The sequence below is a fragment of the Nitratireductor sp. B36 genome, assembly GCF_020833685.1.
Classification (GTDB): Bacteria; Pseudomonadota; Alphaproteobacteria; order Rhizobiales; family Rhizobiaceae; genus Nitratireductor.
In genome coordinates, this window is the sequence record NZ_JACKZY010000003.1 from 591,002 (window position 1) to 609,087 (window position 18,086).

Here is an 18,086-nt window from a genome sequence, read left to right on the forward strand (position 1 = left end):
GGGTCGGTGTCACATGGCCGGCATGAGGCCGGGGACATGTTCCGGAACGGCGATGATGGCGAGCCCGAGGGCGATCAGGCAAAGGGCCAGGCTCGTGTCGATGGGCTCCCGTGGCGGTATGAATTTCTGCACGCAGATGATGAGTGTTACCGCCACCATCCAGCCAAGATTCATGACGCCGATGGCGATCTGCATTGCCATCAGTCCCACGGTCGCCACGACACAGAAGAGCCCGCATTCAATTCCCGAGGCAACCGGGTCATGGCAGCACCGGCGGGCCTCCTTCTTGACCGGAGTGAGCTCGTAGAGGCCTGCCGCAATCGTCACGATGCCCGCGATAGCGGTGCCATGGGGCTGGTAGACCAGATAGACAGGCAAGCCGATTACCGCCCAGACGATGAGGTAGGCGGCAACGAAGCCTAGAACGGCTGCGCCGGATGCGCCGCCCCGGGCCGTCTTCACGACGGTCGGTGCGATGCCGGGCAACATCATCGCGCCCATCATAGTCACCCACATCGCGATGAAGGCCGGGAACGGTCCGAGTGCGGCGGACGGCCCCATCTGCATAGCGCCCATCCTCTGCGCCATGAAGCCCCAGCAAAGGGCGGCGAGCCCCAGCGTTGCCGCAAGGGCCAGAGCCACGGGCAGCGCCTTAGTATTTGTCATGATGACGCCACCACATGCCGGTTTCGTTGCGTCCCTTAGGCGCGCGGTCGAGCCACTGATACATGCCCCATAGTCCGTCCAGCCCGCGTGAATAGGTGGAGTAGGTGTGGTAGACCACGCCGTCTTCCATCACGAATGCGCTTGCGCCGGGACGTTCGCGCGTGAAGGTGGGCACGTCGGTCCCAGTCATCGCGGCGGTTTGGGCAACGGGGTTGTCGCCATCCCAATTCGCCATCGTCTTGCCGGCCAGCAGGTTCTTCATCGGAGGTTCGCTGCGGAAATTGTATTCGATGCCTGCGCGCTGCTGTTCTTCCGAGAAGCCGACACCAAAATCCTGATTGAAATCGCTCTTGCCGGAAGAGGCCCATGGGAAAGACCAGCCCATCCGCTTCTTGAAAGCCAACAGCTTTGAGAGCGGTGCGCGGGATATGGCCATCAGCGTCACATCGTGATTGGCCAGATGTACCACCGAGCCGTCAAATCCGTCTGCAATGGCAGAGCAGGAGGGGCAGCCCATTTCATAGTCCGGGCCAAACATGAAGTGGTAGACGAGAAGCTGCGAACGTCCCTGAAAAAGATCAGCCAGCGAGGCTTCGCCCGTCTCCGTGTCGAAGCGATACTCCTTGTCGATACGCACCCAGGGGAGTTGCTGGCGCTTCTGTGCCAGCGCATCGCTGCGTCGGGTGAGCTCTTTTTCTTCCTGCAGAAGCGCCAGCCGCGCTGTGCGCCATTCCTCACGTGTGCCGGTCGTGTGTACGGTCATGGTTTTCTCCTTTCCTTGCCGCCTGTCATCCGCGTCTTGTCGGCGGGCGGCTGTCGGCTAGAGTAGGGATCGGTTTTCGGGGGTGAGAGTGACAATCGTGGCGCGATTTAGATGGACGCTCTGATCACGGCAGCAGGCCGAGCCCTGGCGGCAGGCGACCCGCTGGGCGCGCTTAATCGTATTGCGCTGCGCAGTGATGCGCCGGCACTCGCATTGCGTGGCATCGCCATGGCGCAGCTCGGCGATCTGGATCTGGCCAAGGCGCTGTTGCGCCGCGCGGCCCGCGCTTTCAGCCCGCGGGAGCACAGGGCACGGGCGCGCTGTATCGTGGCGGAAGCCGAGATCGCCCTCGTCTCACGCGATCTGGGCTGGCCGGAGGAGGCGCTTCAACGGGCCCGCAAAACGCTGGAACGGGTTGGCGACACCGTCAACGCCGCCTATGCCCGTTACCTCTCCGCGCGGCATCTCCTGCTGATCGGCCGTCTGGATGAAGCCGAGCACGCGCTTGATGCGCTCGATCTGCGCCTGCTGCCACTGCAGGCACAGGCCGGCTGCGAGATGGTGGTCGCCGGCATCGCCATGCGTCGGGTTGAAGCAAGGAAGGCGCGGGCCGCGTTGGATCGCGCTGCCGCTGCTGCGAGGCAGGCGGGCATCCCCGCACTGGTGAGTGAGGTGGAGACGGCCGAACGGGCGCTGGAGGCGCCTGCTGCCAGGTTGGTGACGAGCAAGCGTGAAACGTTGCTCCAGCTCGATCAGGTGGAGACGCTTTTCGCGGCGAACACGCTGGTGGTCGATGCCTGCCGGCATGTCATTCGCAGTGAAGGAAAACTGATCGGGCTCGAGTCGCGGCCGGTTCTCTTCGCCCTTGCACGTGCGCTTGCAGAAGCATGGCCCTCGGATGTGTCTCGCGAGGTGCTGGTGGCAAAAGCGTTCAGAGGCAGGGTTGCGGATGAATCCCACCGTGCGCGTTTGCGGGTCGAGATCGGCAGGTTGCGAGCGCTCCTAGGGCACCATGCACGGCTGCGCGCAACAGATGCGGGCTTTGTTCTGACTGTTCCTGAGGGGCGAGACGTTGCTGTTCTGGCGCAGCCTGTGGAAGACAGCCATGCAGATGTTCTGGCGCTGCTCGCGGATGGAGAGGCCTGGTCCAGCGCAGCGCTTGCACTGGCTTTGGGTGTCAGTTCCCGTACGGTTCAGCGGGCCCTTGAGCGGTTGCGGGAGGAGGAGAAGGTGCGATCCTTCGGGCGCGGTCGCGCCTGCCGCTGGGTCGTGCCAACACTGCCCGGTTTCCCGACAAACTTGTTACTCCCGGCCAAAATCACCGACGGATAGGTTCGGTCCATGATCAATCGGAAAGGAAATGGATCATGACCAGATCAAAAGCAGACATCATCCAGGAACTCGGCCCCTTCCCGGACGTAGAGGCCGTTCACGGCGTCACCCATGACGGACAGAATGTGTGGTTTGCTTCGGGAGACAGGTTGAACGCCGTCGATCCCGGAACAGGCAAGATCGTTCGCTCGATCGAGATGACGGCAATGGCGGGCACGGCTTTCGACGGCACGCACATGTTTCAGATCGCGGAAGACCGGATCCAGAAGATTGATCCGAAAACCGGCTCGGTGCTGGCCAGCATTCCTGCACCACAGGACGGAGGCAGCTCCGGTCTGGCCTGGGCCGACGGCGCACTTTGGGTCGGGCAGTTCCGTGATCGGAAAATCCACAAGATCGACCCGGAGACGGGAGCGATCCTGCGCACCATCGAATCCAACCGCTTCGTCACAGGTGTTACCTGGGTGGATGGAGAGCTGTGGCACGGCACGTGGGAAGGCGACGAAAATGAACTGCGGCGCATCGACCCCGAAAACGGGGCGGTGCTGACCCAACTGGATATGCCGCCCGGGATGGGCATATCAGGTCTTGAGTCCGACGGCGGCGACCGCTTTTTCTGCGGTGGCGGAAACAGCGGTACCATTCGCGTGGTGCGCAGACCGCAGCGTGCTTCCGCCGCCTGATTGAGGCCTATAAAGTCCGGCCGATGGCAAGGAATTTCTCGCGGCGATGCTCGCGATAGTCCATCTTGCCCTCGGCCATCTCGGCAAATCCCTTCGCGATCTGCTCGCCGGCTGCCGCGATCACCTTGTCTGGTGCCCTGTGCGCGCCCCCGATCGGCTCGGGGATGATGCCGTCGATCACCTTGAGACCCATAAGGTCTTGCGCGGTGATCTTCATGTTGGTCGCTGCATCCTTCGCCCGGGCAGAGTCGCGCCACAGAATGGAGGCAGCGCCCTCCGGCGAAATCACCGAATAGATGGCGTGCTCCAGCATGTAGACCTGGTTGGCCGTGGCGATGGCAATGGCGCCGCCCGAACCACCTTCGCCGATAATAACAGCGATATTCGGAACTTTCAGACCAAGGCATTTCGACGTTGATTGGGCAATGGCTTCGGCCTGTCCGCGCTCTTCAGCGCCGATGCCGGGATAGGCACCTGTCGTGTCGACAATGCTGATCAATGGAATGCCAAAACGGTCCGCCAGGTCCATGACACGCACGGCCTTGCGATAGCCTTCAGGCCGGGCCATGCCGAAATTGTGCTTCAGCCGGCTCTGCGTGTCATTGCCCTTTTCCTGGCCGATCACCGCAACGGATTCGCCATTGAAGCGTGCAAAGCCGGCAATCACTGCGTTGTCTTCGCCAAAAGCGCGGTCGCCGGCAAGCGGTGTGAAATCGGTAAAGAGGCCGCGTACATAATCAAGGCAGTGCGGACGGTCGGGATGGCGGGCCACCTGTGCCTTCTGCCAGGGCGTCAGAGACCGGTAGATTTCTACCAGTGCATCCTTGGAGCGCTTCTCAAGGCGTGCGATCTCATCGGCGACGTCCACCGCTTCGCCGCTTTCGGCGAGCTTTTTCAGTTCAAGGATCTGGCCTTCGAGATCGGCAACGGGCTTTTCAAAATCGAGATAGTTGTACATTCACTCGCCAAATCGAACACGAGACACTGCGATAGAGGCATCTCTGGGTTGAACACGGCCTGCCGCCGGTAATGTGACGCTCCACATAACGTTCATGAAGCTAATCGGCAAGCGGATGGTGCTTTTGAACCAGCTCGGCAAGGCGTTTTTCAAGCACATGCGTGTAGATTTGCGTCGTGGATATGTCCGAATGCCCCAGCAGTTCCTGCACGGCGCGCAGGTCCGCCCCATTTTGCAGAAGATGGCTTGCAAAGGCGTGGCGCAGCACATGCGGCGAGATTTTTGCCGTGTCGATGCCCGCCCGCGCCGCGACCGCCTTCAGCTCCCGAGCGAAGACCTGCCTTGGCAAGTGACCGCTTTCCGAATTCGCAGGAAAGAGCCAGGTGCTCTCGGCCCAGGAGGGGTTTGCCTTCCGCACGGCGAGCCAAGTCTGCATGGCCGCGCGCGCCTTGCCGGAGAGCGGTACAATGCGCTCCTTGCCGCCCTTGCCGCGCACAGCAAAGAAACGCTCATCCCGCAGCGCAACCGTTACCGGCAGGCTCACCAGTTCTGAAACGCGCAGGCCCGAGGCATAAAGCACCTCAAGCAGCGCGTGAAGCCTCACTGCGGCGATGTGTTCGGGCGTATGCGGAGTAGCCACGCGAGCCTCCGTCTCGGCCCTTTCAAGGAGGTTGCCCGTCTCTTCCTCGCTCAGCGTCTTCGGCAGGCCGCGGCCCTTTTTAGGGCTGTCGAGCACGCCTGTCGGGTCATCGCCGCGCAGGCCTTCGGCATAGAGAAACTGGAAAAACTGCCTGAGGGCGGAGAGCTTGCGGGTCTGGCTCGTTGCCGCAAAACCCTGAGCGGAGAGGGCGGTGAGGAAGTCGCGCAGATCGTCTGCGCCGGCATCCTGCAGCGTTTTCCCATTTGCGGCGAGGTGCAGGGCGGCGTCCTCCAGGTCACGACGGTAGGAGGCAAGCGTGTTGTCGCTGGCGCCGCGTTCGGCTGCCATCATTTCCAGAAAGGCCTCGATCCGCGCGCCGCTGCCGATCCGCGAAGTCATTGCGATGGATTCAATTTTTCTGCCGGGATCCGCACGCTCATCTCGCCGGTTTGCGGTTCCACGAAGGTCACGAGGGCAACCATGGCACCATATACAAGCCCGGCAAGGACCGCGATGATCATCAATAGCCGAAAAAGCGTCGGCATGCCTTCAGTGCCCCGTTCTATCTTCCCCTACCCAGGCTGTTTATGGGATGCCGCTTCCGCCTTTGCAAGCAAGTATGTGGGGTGCACGACAGTCAAGCGCTTGACGGATCATGGCTTTTGTGTCGAAACCGGCAGGCAGAGGCGCGAGAATGACAGTCACCGAAAATCTATCCATTCCAGATACAGAAAATCTTGCTCGCCGCCTGGGCAGGCGGTCGCTGGTCTTCGTCGGCCTGATGGGCGCAGGCAAGACGGTGATTGGCCGGCGTGTGGCCGACGTGCTGAAATTGCCGTTCATCGACAGTGATCACGAGATCGAGACGGTCTCACGCATGACGGTGCCGGATCTGTTCGCGGCCTATGGTGAAGCCGAGTTTCGTTCGCTGGAGCGCCGGGTGATTGCTCGCCTGCTGAAGAGTGGACCCCGTGTTGTCTCCACCGGCGGCGGGGCGTTTATGAACGCTCAAACGCGCCGGGCCGTCGCGCGCCGGGGTGTCTCGGTCTGGCTGAAAGCCGACCTGCCGACTCTGATGGAACGTGTGGGGCGCCGTTCCAACCGCCCCCTGTTGAACAATGACGACCCTGAAGGGGTCATGCGCAATCTCATGGATGAACGCTACCCGCTGTATGCCGAGGCAAATATCGTGGTTCATTCGCGTAACGAGCCCAAGGAAGTCATCGTGGCCGAGGTCATTGCTGCCCTCGATGCCTATCTGCAGGACGAAGGCCGGAAGGACACCCGATCATGAGTGATGTGAATGCTGCGCCCGCCAAGGTGCATGTCTCACTTGGTGCGCGCTCCTATGACATCCTGATTGGACCGGGCTTGCTGAATCAGGCGGGCGCGGAAATTGCCGCCCGCCTTCCTGGTGCGCGCGCAGCGATCGTCACGGACACCAATGTCGCGCAAAGTCATCTGGCCACCCTTCAGCAGAGCCTCGCTGCCGCCGGTGTGGATGCCGCTGCGATCACAGTTGCCCCCGGCGAGCGCTCGAAGAGCTTCGCGACGCTCGAAGAGGTGGTAGCCGGCATTCTCGATGCGCGGCTTGAGCGCGGCGATATCGTGATCCCGCTTGGCGGGGGCGTGGTGGGCGATCTGGCGGGCTTCGCCTCAGGCATCGTGCGGCGCGGCATGCACTTCGTTCAGGCGCCCACATCGCTGCTCGCCCAGGTGGATTCTTCCGTCGGCGGAAAGACCGGCATCAACACGGCTCATGGAAAAAACCTGGTCGGCGTTTTCCACCAGCCGCAGCTCGTCATCGCCGATACGGCCGTGCTCGACACGCTTTCGCCGCGCGAGTTCCGGGCAGGCTATGCCGAGGTTGCCAAATACGGTCTGATCGACCGACCGGAGTTCTTTGGCTGGCTGGAGAAAAACTGGCAGGCGGTTTTTGCGGGCGGTCCCGAGCGGGTTGAGGCGATCGCGCAGTCCTGTCAGGCCAAGGCCGATGTGGTGGCCCGCGACGAACTCGAAAAAGGCGATCGGGCGCTGCTCAATCTCGGCCACACATTCGGCCACGCGTTGGAGGCAGCGACGGGCTACGACAGTGCGCGGCTTGTGCATGGCGAAGGCGTGGCCATCGGCATGGCGCTGGCGCATCGCTTTTCCGCGCGCCTCAATCTGGCAAGTGTGGATGATGCCGAGCGCGTTGAAGCGCATCTCGCCGCTGTCGGTCTGCCCACACGGCTGTCCGACGTACCTGGCGGCCTGCCTGGTGCCGAACAGCTTTTGTCCTATATCGCGCAGGACAAGAAGGTGTCGCGCGGTGCGCTCACCTTCATTCTCACCCGCGGTGTCGGTCAGTCCTTCGTGGCGAAGGATGTGCCGGCAAGCGAGGTTTTATCCTTTCTTGAGGGAGCTCTTTCGCAATGACACCCGAGATGTGGATCACCGGTGGCATCATTTTAGGCCTGATCGCGCTCTCATTTCTCTTTTCGGGAACCGAGACCGGCATGACCGCCGTTTCGCGCGCCAGGCTTCATACGATGGAAGCAAATGGCGATGCGCGCGCCGGCCTGGTCGATCGCCTGATCCAGCGGCGAGACCGGCTCGTGGGCGCGCTGCTGATAGGCAACAATCTGGTCAACATTCTTGCCTCGGCGCTTACGACCAGCCTGTTCCTGAAGCTCTTCGGAGACGCCGGTGTGCTTTATGCCACCGTCATCATGACAGTGCTTCTGGTCATTTTTGCCGAGATCCTGCCGAAGTCATGGGCGCTCGCAAAGCCCGAGATGTTCGCGCTTACCGTGTCGCCTTTCGCCCGCATCGTGGTGCTTTTGTTCGGCTTTCTCTCGTCGCTTGCCAACGGCATTGTGCGACTTCTGCTGTCGATTTTCGGCGTCGATCTGCAAAGCCGTGAATCGATGCTGTCCGCCCATGAGGAACTGCGCGGCACTGTCGAGGTGCTTCACCGTGAGGGTGCGGTGGTGAAACAGGACCGCGACCGTGTCGGTGGACTGCTCGACCTGCATGAGCTGGAGGTCTCGGATGTCATGATCCACCGCACCAACATGCGTTCGGTCAACGCGGACGAGGCTCCGGAGGTCGTGGTGCACGAAATCCTGCGCAGCCCCTATACCCGCATTCCGATCTGGAAGGGGTCGACAGAAAATATTGTCGGCGTTGTCCACGCCAAGGACCTTCTGCGCGCACTTGGCGATGTGCAGAACGACTACACCAAGATCGATATCGCCAAGGTGGCGTCGAAGCCATGGTTCGTGCCCGACACGACCACGCTTCAGGACCAGCTCAACGCCTTCCTGCGCCGCAAGGCCCACATCGCCATCGTCGTGGATGAATACGGTGAGGTGGAAGGCCTGGTCACGCTCGAAGACATCATCGAGGAGATCGTCGGCGACATTGCCGATGAGCACGATGTGGAAGTGCAGGGCGTCAAGCAGGAGGCCGATGGCTCCATCGTGGTGGAGGGCTCGGTGCCGATTCGTGACCTGAACCGCGCGCTCGATTGGAACCTGCCAGATGAGGAAGCGACGACCATCGCCGGTCTCGTTATCCATGAGACCCAGACGATCCCCGAGGAAAAACAGGCTTTCACCTTCTTCGGCAAGCGCTTCATCGTCATGAAACGCGACAAGAACCGCATCACGAAGCTTCGGATCAGGCCGCTCGCCTGAGCCCCTGTCTTCGCTGAATCACCAGCGCGTCGGCTCGCCCGGCGCTGCCGGTTCGATCGCGAGTGCGTGCACGGGGTCCCTGAGCTCTTCGGCAAGCAGTTCATTGACTGCGCGGTGCCGTTCCACGCGGCTCATCCCGGCAAAGGCTTCTGAAACGATACGCACACGAAAATGCGTCTCGCCCGTTCCGTCGAAATGCTCCTGATGACCCGCATGCAGGTGGCTTTCGTTGATGACTGCAAGCCTCTCTGGAGAAAATGCACTGGTCAGCTTGCTTTCTATTGTTGACTGGATGGACAATTCCGTCTCCTCACACCATATGGGGTGCATCCCCAAATTCACGTTCGATTCATGCGCTAGGTCGAACTTTGACCAAAAGTCAATTCTTGTATCCCTGCGCTGAGCGGCCATACTTCCACACTGATTTGGTGACACACAGTCCGATATGAAACCCTACTCGAAATATTTCGAGAAAATTCGAATTCGACCCGATCCTCAGGCGGAGGCAAAATCGCGCGCGCCCCGCTGCCAGTGGGATGGCTGCGATGAGCCTGGCATGCATCGCGCGCCAGTAGGGCGTCACGCGGAGGGGCAGTATTTTCGCTTCTGCGTCGATCACGCGCGGCAATACAACAAGGGTTACAACTATTTCTCTGGTCTCAGCGACACCGAGGTCGCGCGCTACCAGAAGGAGGCGCTGACCGGTCATCGCCCCACCTGGAAGATGGGCGGGAGCAGCGAGACGCGTGCTGCGGCCGATTTCTCGACCTATCGCTCGGGCCGTGCGGCCTATCACAATCGAATGGGCGATCCATTCAATCTGTTCGGCGACAAGCAGGCGGAGCGCAAGCCGCGTGCAAAACGTCTCAAACCGCTTGAGGCCAAGGCGCTTGAAACACTGGGCCTGGGTGCACAAGCCACTAGCGAAGAGATCAAGTCGCGGTATAAGAACCTTGTGAAGCAACACCATCCCGATGCGAATGGTGGCGACCGGGGGTCCGAAGACCGGCTTAGAAGCGTGCTTGAAGCATATCGTCTGTTGAAACAGGCGGGTTTCTGTTAAAGCGCGCGTCTGATAAGACGCCTCGAACGATGTCTGGTAAGACGCGTCAAACGATGTCCGATGAGACGTCCCGGAAAAACAAAACGTTCAAGCGATGCAGGCGAGGGCCTGGCCGCTGGAGGCATGATGAACAAGATTGACCGCGATATCGCCAATTTGCCCGATACGACCGTTTCGGTGAAAGACACGTTCGGCTTCGAGTCCGACATGGTCGTGCCAGCCTATTCAGTAGCCGATTCCCACGTGCCTGACGTCGATCCGGACTATCTGTTCGACAAGCAGACGACGCTCGCCATTCTGGCAGGCTTTGCGCACAATCGCCGGGTCATGGTGTCCGGCTATCACGGCACCGGCAAGTCCACCCATATCGAGCAGGTGGCCGCCCGTCTCAACTGGCCCTGCGTTCGCATCAATCTCGACAGCCATGTCAGCCGTATCGACCTCGTCGGCAAGGACGCCATCGTGGTCAAGGAAGGCAAGCAGGTCACCGAGTTCAAGGACGGCATCCTGCCCTGGGCCTACCAGCACAATGTCGCGCTGGTCTTCGACGAGTACGACGCCGGCCGTCCCGACGTGATGTTCGTCATCCAGCGCGTTCTGGAATCGTCGGGCCGCCTGACCCTGCTCGACCAGAGCCGTGTCATCCGCCCGCATCCCGCCTTCCGCATTTTCGCCACCGCCAACACGGTTGGCCTGGGCGACACGACCGGGCTCTACCACGGCACACAGCAGATCAACCAGGCGCAGATGGACCGCTGGTCCATCGTGACCACGCTCAACTATCTGCCGCATGACGACGAAGTCGCCATCGTTCAGGCCAAGAACAAGCACTTCCAGAACGAGAAGGGCCGCGAGACGATCTCGCGCATGGTGCGCGTTGCCGATTTGACGCGCTCGGCCTTCATGAATGGCGACCTGTCGACGGTCATGAGCCCGCGCACGGTGATCATGTGGGCCGAAAATGCCGAGATCTTCGGCGATGTCGGTTTCGCTTTCCGCCTCACCTTCCTCAACAAATGCGACGAGCTGGAGCGGGCGCTGGTCGCCGAGTTCTACCAGCGCGCCTTCGGCGAGGAACTGCCGGAATCGGCTGCCAACGTCGCGTTGAGCTAACGTCGCGCCAAGGCCGAGAAAAGACGACCCGTGAGCCAGACCAACCGAAAGCCCGGACAGCCCGCCGAAGCGCCGCTCGACCCGTTCAAGCGGGCCACCACCGCCTGCATGCGCGCGGTGGCCGGCGATCACGAGCTTGAGGTCTCCTTTTCCAAGGACAAGCCGTCGCTCACGGGCAGCCGCGCGCGTCTTCCGGACTTGCCCAAGCGGGCGACCGCAGAGGCGCTGACGGTCACGCGCGGCATCGGCGATTCCATGGCGCTGCGCCGTGCCTGCCACGACATCGACCTGCATCGCCGCCTTGCGCCGGAAGGCAATGAGGCACGCGCCATTTATGACGCCGTCGAGCAGGCGCGCGTCGAGGCCATCGGTTCGCGCGCCATGCAGGGCATGGGCGACAACATCGCCGCCATGCTGCAGGACAAATATGAGCGCGCCAACCTCGCCGACGTGACCGAAAGGGCCGATGCGCCGCTCGAGGAGGCCATCGCGCTGATGGTGCGCGAGAAGCTGACGGGCCGCCCCGCACCGAAAAGTGGCGAAAAGCTTGTGGCGCTCTGGCGCGACTGGGTCGAGGACAAGGCGGCGGCCGACATTGAGGCGCTTGCGAGCCAGATCGACGATCAGAACGGCTTTGCCCGTGCCGTGCGCGATCTTCTCTCCTCCATCGACCTTGGCGAGGACCTTGCCGAGGAAGAGCAGACCGAGGAAAGCGAGGAAGACAGCGACGCACCCGAGGCGCAGGAACAGGCCGAGCAGAGCGAAGAGGATGATTCCGGCGGCGAAGAGAGCGAGGGCGAGGAGTCCAGCGGCGAGAGCGAGGACACCGAGACGGGCGAGAGCGAAGCCGGCGACACCACTGCCGACGATGTCTCTGAAGACGATGAGCTGGATTCTGAAACGCCCGGAGAGGCGCGCCGTCCCGACAGCCCGTTCGACCAGGCCGCCCGCGACATCGACTACAAGGTCTTCACCACCGAGTTCGACGAGACCATCGGTGCCGAAGAGCTTTGCGACGAAGAGGAGCTCGACCGCCTGCGCGCGTTCCTCGACAAGCAGCTTGCCAATCTGCAGGGCGTGGTCGGGCGTCTGGCGAACCGGCTGCAGCGCCGCCTGATGGCGCAGCAGAACCGCTCCTGGGATTTCGATCTAGAAGAGGGCGTGCTCGATACGGCGCGGCTCGTGCGGCTGGTCATCGATCCCATGCAGCCGCTCTCCTTCAAGCAGGAGCGCGACACCAATTTCCGCGACACGGTGGTGACGCTGGTGCTCGACAATTCTGGCTCCATGCGCGGCCGGCCGATCACGGTGGCGGCCACCTGCGCCGACATTCTTGCCCGCACGCTGGAGCGCTGCGGCGTGCGCGTCGAGATCCTCGGTTTCACCACGCGAGCGTGGAAGGGCGGGCAGGCGCGCGAGAAATGGCTGAAGGAAGGCAAGCCCGCAAATCCCGGCCGTCTGAACGATCTGCGCCACATCATCTACAAGAGCGCCGATGCCCCCTGGCGTCGCGCCCGGCGCAATCTCGGCCTGATGATGCGCGAAGGGCTTTTGAAGGAAAACATCGACGGCGAGGCGCTTCTTTGGGCGCACCAGCGCCTGATGGCGCGGCCCGAGCAGCGCAAGATCATGATGATGATTTCCGATGGCGCGCCGGTCGACGATTCCACCCTGTCGGTCAATCCCGGCAATTATCTGGAGCGGCATCTGCGCGGGGTCATCGACCTGATCGAGACCCGCTCGCCGGTCGAGCTTCTTGCCATCGGCATCGGCCATGACGTCACGCGCTACTACCGCCGCGCCGTCACCATTGTCGATGCCGAGGAACTGGCCGGCGCCATGACCGAGCAGCTTGCCTCGCTTTTCGAGGAAGAGGGCGCGCGCCGCGGCGGCGGCGCGATGCGGCGTGCGGGCTAGAGCGTCTGACCGAAACGCGGAGACCGGTTTTCGGTCATTCCGATGCTCGATCACGCGCGCCGATCGTCCTTTGTGCGCCCAGACTGGCGCACGGCCATCCAATCCGTCTGCTTCTAGGCGCCTGCTTCCTGTCCGGCTCGTGCGATCTTTCGGTATGACAGTACAGGGAGCGCGCCTACACAGCCCTCATGTCGCGCACCTACGCAGCCCTTATGGTGAGCGCCCACACAGCCCTCATGGTGAGCCTGTCGAACCACGGGGGCGGGGCGAAGGGCTGCCGCACAGCCTGCGCCTCTTCCTTGTGGCTCTGGTCTTTGCCCTCTCTGCACCGGCCACAGCCCAGGAACCGGCCATTTCCATGGCGGTCAATGCGGTGCCCATTCGCCATTTTGCCGTCGGTTCTCACGACACGCGTTTCGGACCGCTGGAGTTTGTCGGCGGTCTGTCCATGACCTCGCCGGTCGATCATTTCGGGGCGTTTTCGTCTTTTCGCTTCACCTCGCCTGGCACCGAGTTCATCGGCGTTTCCGACACGGGTTTCTGGTTTTTCGGGACTGTGACCCGGGATGCCGAGGGGCGTCCGTCCGGCTTTGCGGAGTTCTCCATGCAGCCCATGGTGGATGGCGATGGCAACTCCACCCGCGAGAAGTGGACCACGGATGCCGAAGGCATCGCCGTCAGGGGCGAACTGGCGACGGTGAGCTTCGAGCGCGTTCAGCGTATTGCCGAGTTCGAGATCGAGCGCGATGCGATGGGATCTGCCATCCGCGATCTGGACTATCTCGTTCCGCGAGAGGAGTTGCGCAGCAATCGCGGCTTCGAAACCATCGCCTATGCGCCGCCGGGCGGGCGGCTGGACGGGGCGCGTGTCGTCGTTGCCGAGCGCAGCATCGATGAGGATGGCAATTGCTTTGCCGCCATTCTCGAAGGGCCGATGAAGGGCGTCTTCACCGTCGCGCGCTCCGAAGGTTTCGACATCACCGATGGCGCGTTTTTGCCCGATGGCGATCTGCTTCTGCTGGAGCGCCGCTTCACCTTCGCCAGCGGTGTGGCCATGCGCATTCGCCGGATCGACGGTGCAACCATCGCGCCGGGCAGGGTGGCCGACGGCCCGGTGCTCTTCACCGCCGGCATGGATCACCAGATCGACAATATGGAAGCGCTCGATGTCTGGCAGCGCGCCGATGGCGCGACCATGGTCTCGCTCATGTCCGACGACAACCACTCGCTGCTGCAGCGCAATCTCTATCTGGAGTTTCGGCTGCTGGGCGAGTGAGTGGGGAGGTTCGGTGCCAAGCGCCCTCGCCCTTCGACAAGCTCAGGATGAGGGCTGTTGATATGCTGGCGTGTTTCAGCAGTTGCTTCGTGCGACGACGCTCAAGTAGCCCTCATCCTGAGCTTGTCGAAGGGCGAGGGCGCTTGGCTCAACCCTCTCAACCGCCGCGCTTCGCCTGCGTGGCAGCTTCGTCCACCGCCTGACCATCCGCGCTCAGCACCACGCCAAACAGCGCTTCGGCCTCGTCCGCCGTGTAATAACCCAGCGCCACATCGCGCAAAACCTTTTCCGGTGCGCGCTTCAGAGGATCGCCATAGCCGCCGCCACCGGGCGTGCCGACACAAACCCGGTCACCGGCTTTCAGCGGAATATCCTGTTCCTTGGAAAGATGCGGTGGCACATGGGCTTTTCCATCGCGCCACACCGTCACCTCGTTCACCCTGCCGTCCCTGCCGCCGAGCACGCCCTGCGGGCCGGTGCGACCGTGATCCATCACGAAGGAGGCGCGGGCGTCGCCGCGCAGAAGCTCTACCTCATAGGAAAGGCCGAACCCGCCGCGATGCTCGCCGGCACCGCCCGAGCCCTCGCGCAGCGCATAGCGCCGATAGAGCACGGGAAAGGCCTGCTCCATCACCTCCACCGGAGGCGATTTCGAGATGCCGATGGTGGAGCACCCATTGGTCAGCCCGTCATGGTCGGCATTGCCGCCATAGCCGCCGCCGGAGATCTGGTACATCACGAAATCACGACCCCGCGCGGGGTCATGCCCGCCAAGCGCGAAATTGCCGCTGGAGCCGGCAGGAGCTGCAGTCACCTTTTCCGGTAGCGCCTTCACCATGGCCGCGAACACGGCTTCCGCTATGCGCTGCGACACCTCCGCCGCGCAGCCTGAAACGGGACGCGGATAGCGTGCGTCGAGAAACGTGCCCTCCGGCCGCTTGATGATCAGCGGCTCAAACGCGCCGGCGCTCAGCGGCACTTCGGGGAAGATGTGGCGCATCGCCAGATAGACGGAGGAGAGCGTTGTGGCGAGCACGCTGTTCATCGGCCCCATGCAGGGCGGGCTCGATCCTTCGAAATCGAAGGTCAGCGTGTCGCCCTTCTTTTCGATGGCAAGCGCGATGGTCAGCGGTTCGTCCACCACGCCGTCGGAATCCACGAAAGCCTCGCCGCGATAAACCCCGTCGGGGATCGGCGCGATCAGCGTGCGCATTTGTGTCGCCGCGCGGGTGCGCAGTTCGGCAATGGCGTGGCGCACCGTCTCGTCGCCATAGCGGTCGAGCACCTGCGCCAGCCGATCTGCACCCACTTCCAAAGCCGCGCCCTGTGCGCGGATGTCACCGATGCGTTGATCCGCAACGCGGATATTGGAGCAGATGATGGCGTAGATTTCAGGATCCAGTTCGCCCTTTTTGAAAAGCTTCACCGGCGGCAGGCGCAGCCCTTCCTGCTCCACCGCCGTGGCGGAGGCGGAAAAGCCGCCCGGAACCGCACCACCAATATCGGGCCAGTGGCCGGTGTTGGAAAGCCAGCAGAAGATTTTTCCATCGCGCCAGACCGGCATCGCAAAGCGCACATCCATGAGATGCGTGCCGCCCAGATATGGGTCGTTGACGATGTAGATGTCGCCGGGTTCGGGCGCTGCGGTCTCGCCGCTGGCAATGCGCTCGATGAGCGTGCGCGTGGAATATTGCATCACGCCGACAAAGACCGGCAGACCGGCCGAACCCTGCGCAATCAGCGCGCCATCCTCGGCGGCGTAGATGCCGTCTGAACGGTCGTTGGCTTCCGCGATGACGGGCGAGAACGCGGCGCGCGAGAAGGTCAGGTCCATCTCGTCGCACACCTGCTGAAGTGCCGCCTGAATAACGGAAAGCGTGATGGCGTCGAGAGAAGAGGTGTCGGTCATCGGCCCGCTCCCACAGTGATGATGATGTTTCCATCGGCATCGGATGCCGCCTGGTCGCCGGGTTCGATCACCGTCGTCGTGTCGAGCTGTTCGAGGATCGCCGGCCCATCGATCACCGCATCGAGCGGCAGTTTTTCGCGGGCATAGACCGGTGTGTCGTGCCAGTCGCCGGCAAACCAGACCTGTCGTCTTTCGTTCAGCGCTTCGGCCAGCGTTGCCACACGTCCCGCCGGGTCGATCAGGCTGGCAAGGTCGATATCCGCGCGCACGCCGATCACCGAGGTGTTGAGATTGACGAGATTGGCGCGGATCTCCGGCAGCCGCACCTTGAAGCGCTTGAAATAGGCCTCCTCGAAGAGCGCCTGCAGCGCATCGCGATCAACCTCGGGGCCGGGCAGCGGCACATTGATGAGATGCGTCTGGCCGACAAACTGCATGTCCGCCGTGTGCACGCACTCAATGCGCTCCGGCTGCACCGTCTCTTCCGTGATCAGCGCCTCGCCCTCGACACGCTGCTCTTCAAGCACGCTTTTGACCAGCGCCACGTCGAGGCTCGCTACGGGACGATTCACGGTGCGCACGAAATCGTGCCGCAGATCCGCGACCACGCAGCCGAGCGCGTTGGTGATGCCGGGCCGCGCCGGCACCATCACGCGCGGAATGCCCAACTCGCGGGCAAGGGCCGCCGCGTGCAGCGGTCCCGCGCCGCCAAAGGCGAAGAGCGCAAAGTCGCGCGGATCGTGCCCCTTGCCGAGCGAAACCATGCGGATCGCGCCCGCCATCTTGATGTTGGCGATCTGCAGCACAGCACCCGCCGCTTCCACGCCGGAAAGTCCGAGACGGCTTCCAAGCCTTTTTGCAAAGATCGCCTCCACATCGGAAACGGAAACCGGATTGTCGACGGAGAGAAGTTTTTTCGAGTTCAACCGGCCAAGCAGGAGATTGGCATCGGAGATGGTCGGCTCCATGCCGCCGCGGCCATAACAGATCGGGCCGGGCTTTGCGCCCGCGCTCTGGGGCCCCACTTCCAGAAGTCCCGCATCGTTGACGCGCGCGATCGATCCGCCGCCGGCTCCCACCGTGTGCACATCCACCATCGGCACATGTATCGGCATCGCATATTCCACCTCGATCTCGTTGGAGACCGCAGGCCGCGCCCCGCGCACCAGAGCCACATCGGTGGATGTGCCGCCCATATCGTAGGTGATGAGGTTGTCGACGCCCGCCCGCCGCGCGGTAAAGGCTGCCGCCATCACGCCGGAGGCTGGGCCGGACATTACCGTCTTGGCGGCCTCACGGGCCACATGGGCGGCGGAGATCATGCCGCCATTTCCGTTCATCACCAGAAAGTCGCGCGCATAGCCGAGGCCCTGCAACTCGTTCGAAAGCCGGGCGATGTAGCGCTCCAGGATCGGCTGCACCGAGGCGTTGACGGCGGCGGTCACGCCGCGCTCGAACTCGCGCGCTTCGGAAAGCAGCGCATGTCCGGTGGTGATGTAATTGTTGGGCCAGAGTTCGGCGGCGATTTCGGCAGCGCGCTTTTCGTGCGCCGGGTTGGCATAGGCGTGCAGGAAGTGGATCACCAGCGAAACGCAACCCTGATCGAGCAGCGCCTTCACCGCCGCGCGCACGCCATCCTCATCGAGCGGTGTGAGCACGTTTCCGGCGGCGTCCATGCGCTCATCCACCTCGAGCCGCAGATTGCGCGGCACCACCGGAGTGAAGGTTCCTGTCATGCCATAGGCCTGTGGCCGTGTGCGCCGCCCAAGCTCGATAATGTCGCGGAAACCGGCGGTGGTGATCATGCCTGTTCTGGCAAGCTGCCGCTCAAGCACCGCATTCGTCGTGGTGGTCGTGCCATGCACGATCAGGCCGATCTCGGAGGCCGGAACCTCGGTCTCGCGTATCGCGTTGACCACGCCAAAAGCCTGGTTCTCGATGGTGGTCGGAGTCTTGGCGACCCGCACGCCCCTGTCTGGCCCTTCGCGGGAATCGATCAGGATCAGGTCTGTGAAGGTGCCGCCCACATCGATGCCAACGACCACGGAACCCGAATTGATGCCTTTTTTCTCATTCATGGGTGAAA

Annotated in this window: 17 protein-coding genes; 9 read left to right on the top strand and 8 right to left on the bottom strand. The window is 62.6% G+C overall.

Features of this window, described 5'->3' with window-relative positions:
• Positions 1 to 9: 9 nt before the first annotated feature.
• Together H7H48_RS14600 and H7H48_RS14605 are read right to left on the bottom strand one after the other, a co-directional pair.
• Positions 10 to 666 (bottom strand): DUF2182 domain-containing protein, encoded by a 657-nt coding sequence (locus tag H7H48_RS14600; RefSeq protein WP_229449776.1) that lies wholly within the window; start codon positions 664 to 666, stop codon positions 10 to 12.
• Positions 653 to 1,429: a thioredoxin family protein gene (locus tag H7H48_RS14605; protein ID WP_229449777.1), complete on the bottom strand. Its 777-nt coding sequence runs from the start codon at positions 1,427 to 1,429 to the stop codon at positions 653 to 655. Before H7H48_RS14605 ends, H7H48_RS14600 begins: the two co-directional genes overlap by 14 nt.
• A 111-nt stretch (positions 1,430 to 1,540) precedes the next feature.
• Between H7H48_RS14605 and H7H48_RS14610 the strand changes: the two genes are divergently transcribed.
• The gene (locus H7H48_RS14610) at positions 1,541 to 2,761 is read left to right on the top strand and encodes an HTH domain-containing protein (RefSeq protein ID WP_229449778.1); all 1,221 of its coding nucleotides are present in this window, start codon (positions 1,541 to 1,543) and stop codon (positions 2,759 to 2,761) included.
• A gap of 35 nt (positions 2,762 to 2,796) precedes the next feature.
• Complete coding sequence (locus H7H48_RS14615) at positions 2,797 to 3,444, top strand: PQQ-binding-like beta-propeller repeat protein (protein WP_229449779.1); 648 nt, start codon at positions 2,797 to 2,799, stop codon at positions 3,442 to 3,444.
• Between the two features lie 7 nt (positions 3,445 to 3,451).
• Here H7H48_RS14615 and H7H48_RS14620 read toward each other — a convergent pair whose 3' ends face one another.
• The 3 genes from H7H48_RS14620 to H7H48_RS14630 form a co-directional block, all read right to left on the bottom strand.
• A complete protein-coding gene (locus tag H7H48_RS14620) occupies positions 3,452 to 4,402 on the bottom strand; it encodes an acetyl-CoA carboxylase carboxyltransferase subunit alpha (protein ID WP_229449780.1) in 951 nt (316 codons plus the stop codon).
• Between the two features lie 100 nt (positions 4,403 to 4,502).
• Positions 4,503 to 5,429: a site-specific tyrosine recombinase XerD gene (xerD, locus tag H7H48_RS14625; RefSeq protein ID WP_229450090.1), complete on the bottom strand. Its 927-nt coding sequence runs from the start codon at positions 5,427 to 5,429 to the stop codon at positions 4,503 to 4,505.
• Between the two features lie 8 nt (positions 5,430 to 5,437).
• On the bottom strand, positions 5,438 to 5,587 hold the full coding sequence (locus tag H7H48_RS14630) for a histidine kinase (RefSeq protein WP_223021831.1): 150 nt from the start codon (positions 5,585 to 5,587) through the stop codon (positions 5,438 to 5,440).
• Positions 5,588 to 5,736: 149 nt separating this feature from the next.
• Here H7H48_RS14630 and H7H48_RS14635 point away from each other — a divergent pair, with 149 nt between their 5' ends.
• Genes H7H48_RS14635 through H7H48_RS14645 form a run of 3 tightly spaced genes read left to right on the top strand, consistent with a single transcriptional unit; the run spans position 5,737 to position 8,722 of the window.
• Complete coding sequence (locus H7H48_RS14635; RefSeq protein ID WP_229449781.1) at positions 5,737 to 6,336, top strand: shikimate kinase; 600 nt, start codon at positions 5,737 to 5,739, stop codon at positions 6,334 to 6,336.
• Positions 6,333 to 7,460: a 3-dehydroquinate synthase gene (gene aroB, locus H7H48_RS14640; protein WP_229449782.1), complete on the top strand. Its 1,128-nt coding sequence runs from the start codon at positions 6,333 to 6,335 to the stop codon at positions 7,458 to 7,460. Before H7H48_RS14635 ends, aroB begins: the two co-directional genes overlap by 4 nt.
• Positions 7,457 to 8,722, top strand: a complete 1,266-nt coding sequence (locus H7H48_RS14645) for an HlyC/CorC family transporter (protein ID WP_229449783.1) — start codon at positions 7,457 to 7,459, stop codon at positions 8,720 to 8,722. The genes aroB and H7H48_RS14645 overlap by 4 nt, the downstream gene beginning before the upstream one ends.
• A gap of 18 nt (positions 8,723 to 8,740) precedes the next feature.
• On the opposite strand, the gene H7H48_RS14650 is transcribed toward H7H48_RS14645, so the two are convergent.
• Positions 8,741 to 9,022: a BolA family transcriptional regulator gene (locus H7H48_RS14650; RefSeq protein WP_229449784.1), complete on the bottom strand. Its 282-nt coding sequence runs from the start codon at positions 9,020 to 9,022 to the stop codon at positions 8,741 to 8,743.
• Between the two features lie 145 nt (positions 9,023 to 9,167).
• Between H7H48_RS14650 and H7H48_RS14655 the strand changes: the two genes are divergently transcribed.
• The 4 genes from H7H48_RS14655 (at position 9,168) to H7H48_RS14670 (ending at position 14,091) form a co-directional block, all read left to right on the top strand.
• A complete protein-coding gene (locus tag H7H48_RS14655; protein WP_229449785.1) occupies positions 9,168 to 9,785 on the top strand; it encodes a J domain-containing protein in 618 nt (205 codons plus the stop codon).
• A gap of 126 nt (positions 9,786 to 9,911) precedes the next feature.
• Positions 9,912 to 10,898 carry a cobaltochelatase subunit CobS gene (gene cobS, locus H7H48_RS14660; RefSeq protein ID WP_229449786.1) on the top strand — a complete coding sequence of 329 codons (987 nt, stop codon included), beginning with the start codon at positions 9,912 to 9,914 and terminating at the stop codon, positions 10,896 to 10,898.
• Positions 10,899 to 10,928: 30 nt separating this feature from the next.
• A complete protein-coding gene (gene cobT / locus H7H48_RS14665) occupies positions 10,929 to 12,815 on the top strand; it encodes a cobaltochelatase subunit CobT (protein ID WP_229449787.1) in 1,887 nt (628 codons plus the stop codon).
• Between the two features lie 358 nt (positions 12,816 to 13,173).
• Positions 13,174 to 14,091, top strand: coding sequence for an esterase-like activity of phytase family protein (locus H7H48_RS14670; protein WP_229450091.1), 918 nt, complete (start codon positions 13,174 to 13,176; stop codon positions 14,089 to 14,091).
• Between the two features lie 157 nt (positions 14,092 to 14,248).
• Here the strand turns inward: H7H48_RS14670 and H7H48_RS14675 are convergent, their stop codons facing one another.
• The gene (locus H7H48_RS14675) at positions 14,249 to 16,000 is read right to left on the bottom strand and encodes a hydantoinase B/oxoprolinase family protein (protein ID WP_229449788.1); all 1,752 of its coding nucleotides are present in this window, start codon (positions 15,998 to 16,000) and stop codon (positions 14,249 to 14,251) included.
• Positions 15,997 to 18,078, bottom strand: a complete 2,082-nt coding sequence (locus H7H48_RS14680) for a hydantoinase/oxoprolinase family protein (RefSeq protein ID WP_229449789.1) — start codon at positions 18,076 to 18,078, stop codon at positions 15,997 to 15,999. Before H7H48_RS14680 ends, H7H48_RS14675 begins: the two co-directional genes overlap by 4 nt.
• Positions 18,079 to 18,086: the final 8 nt, after the last annotated feature.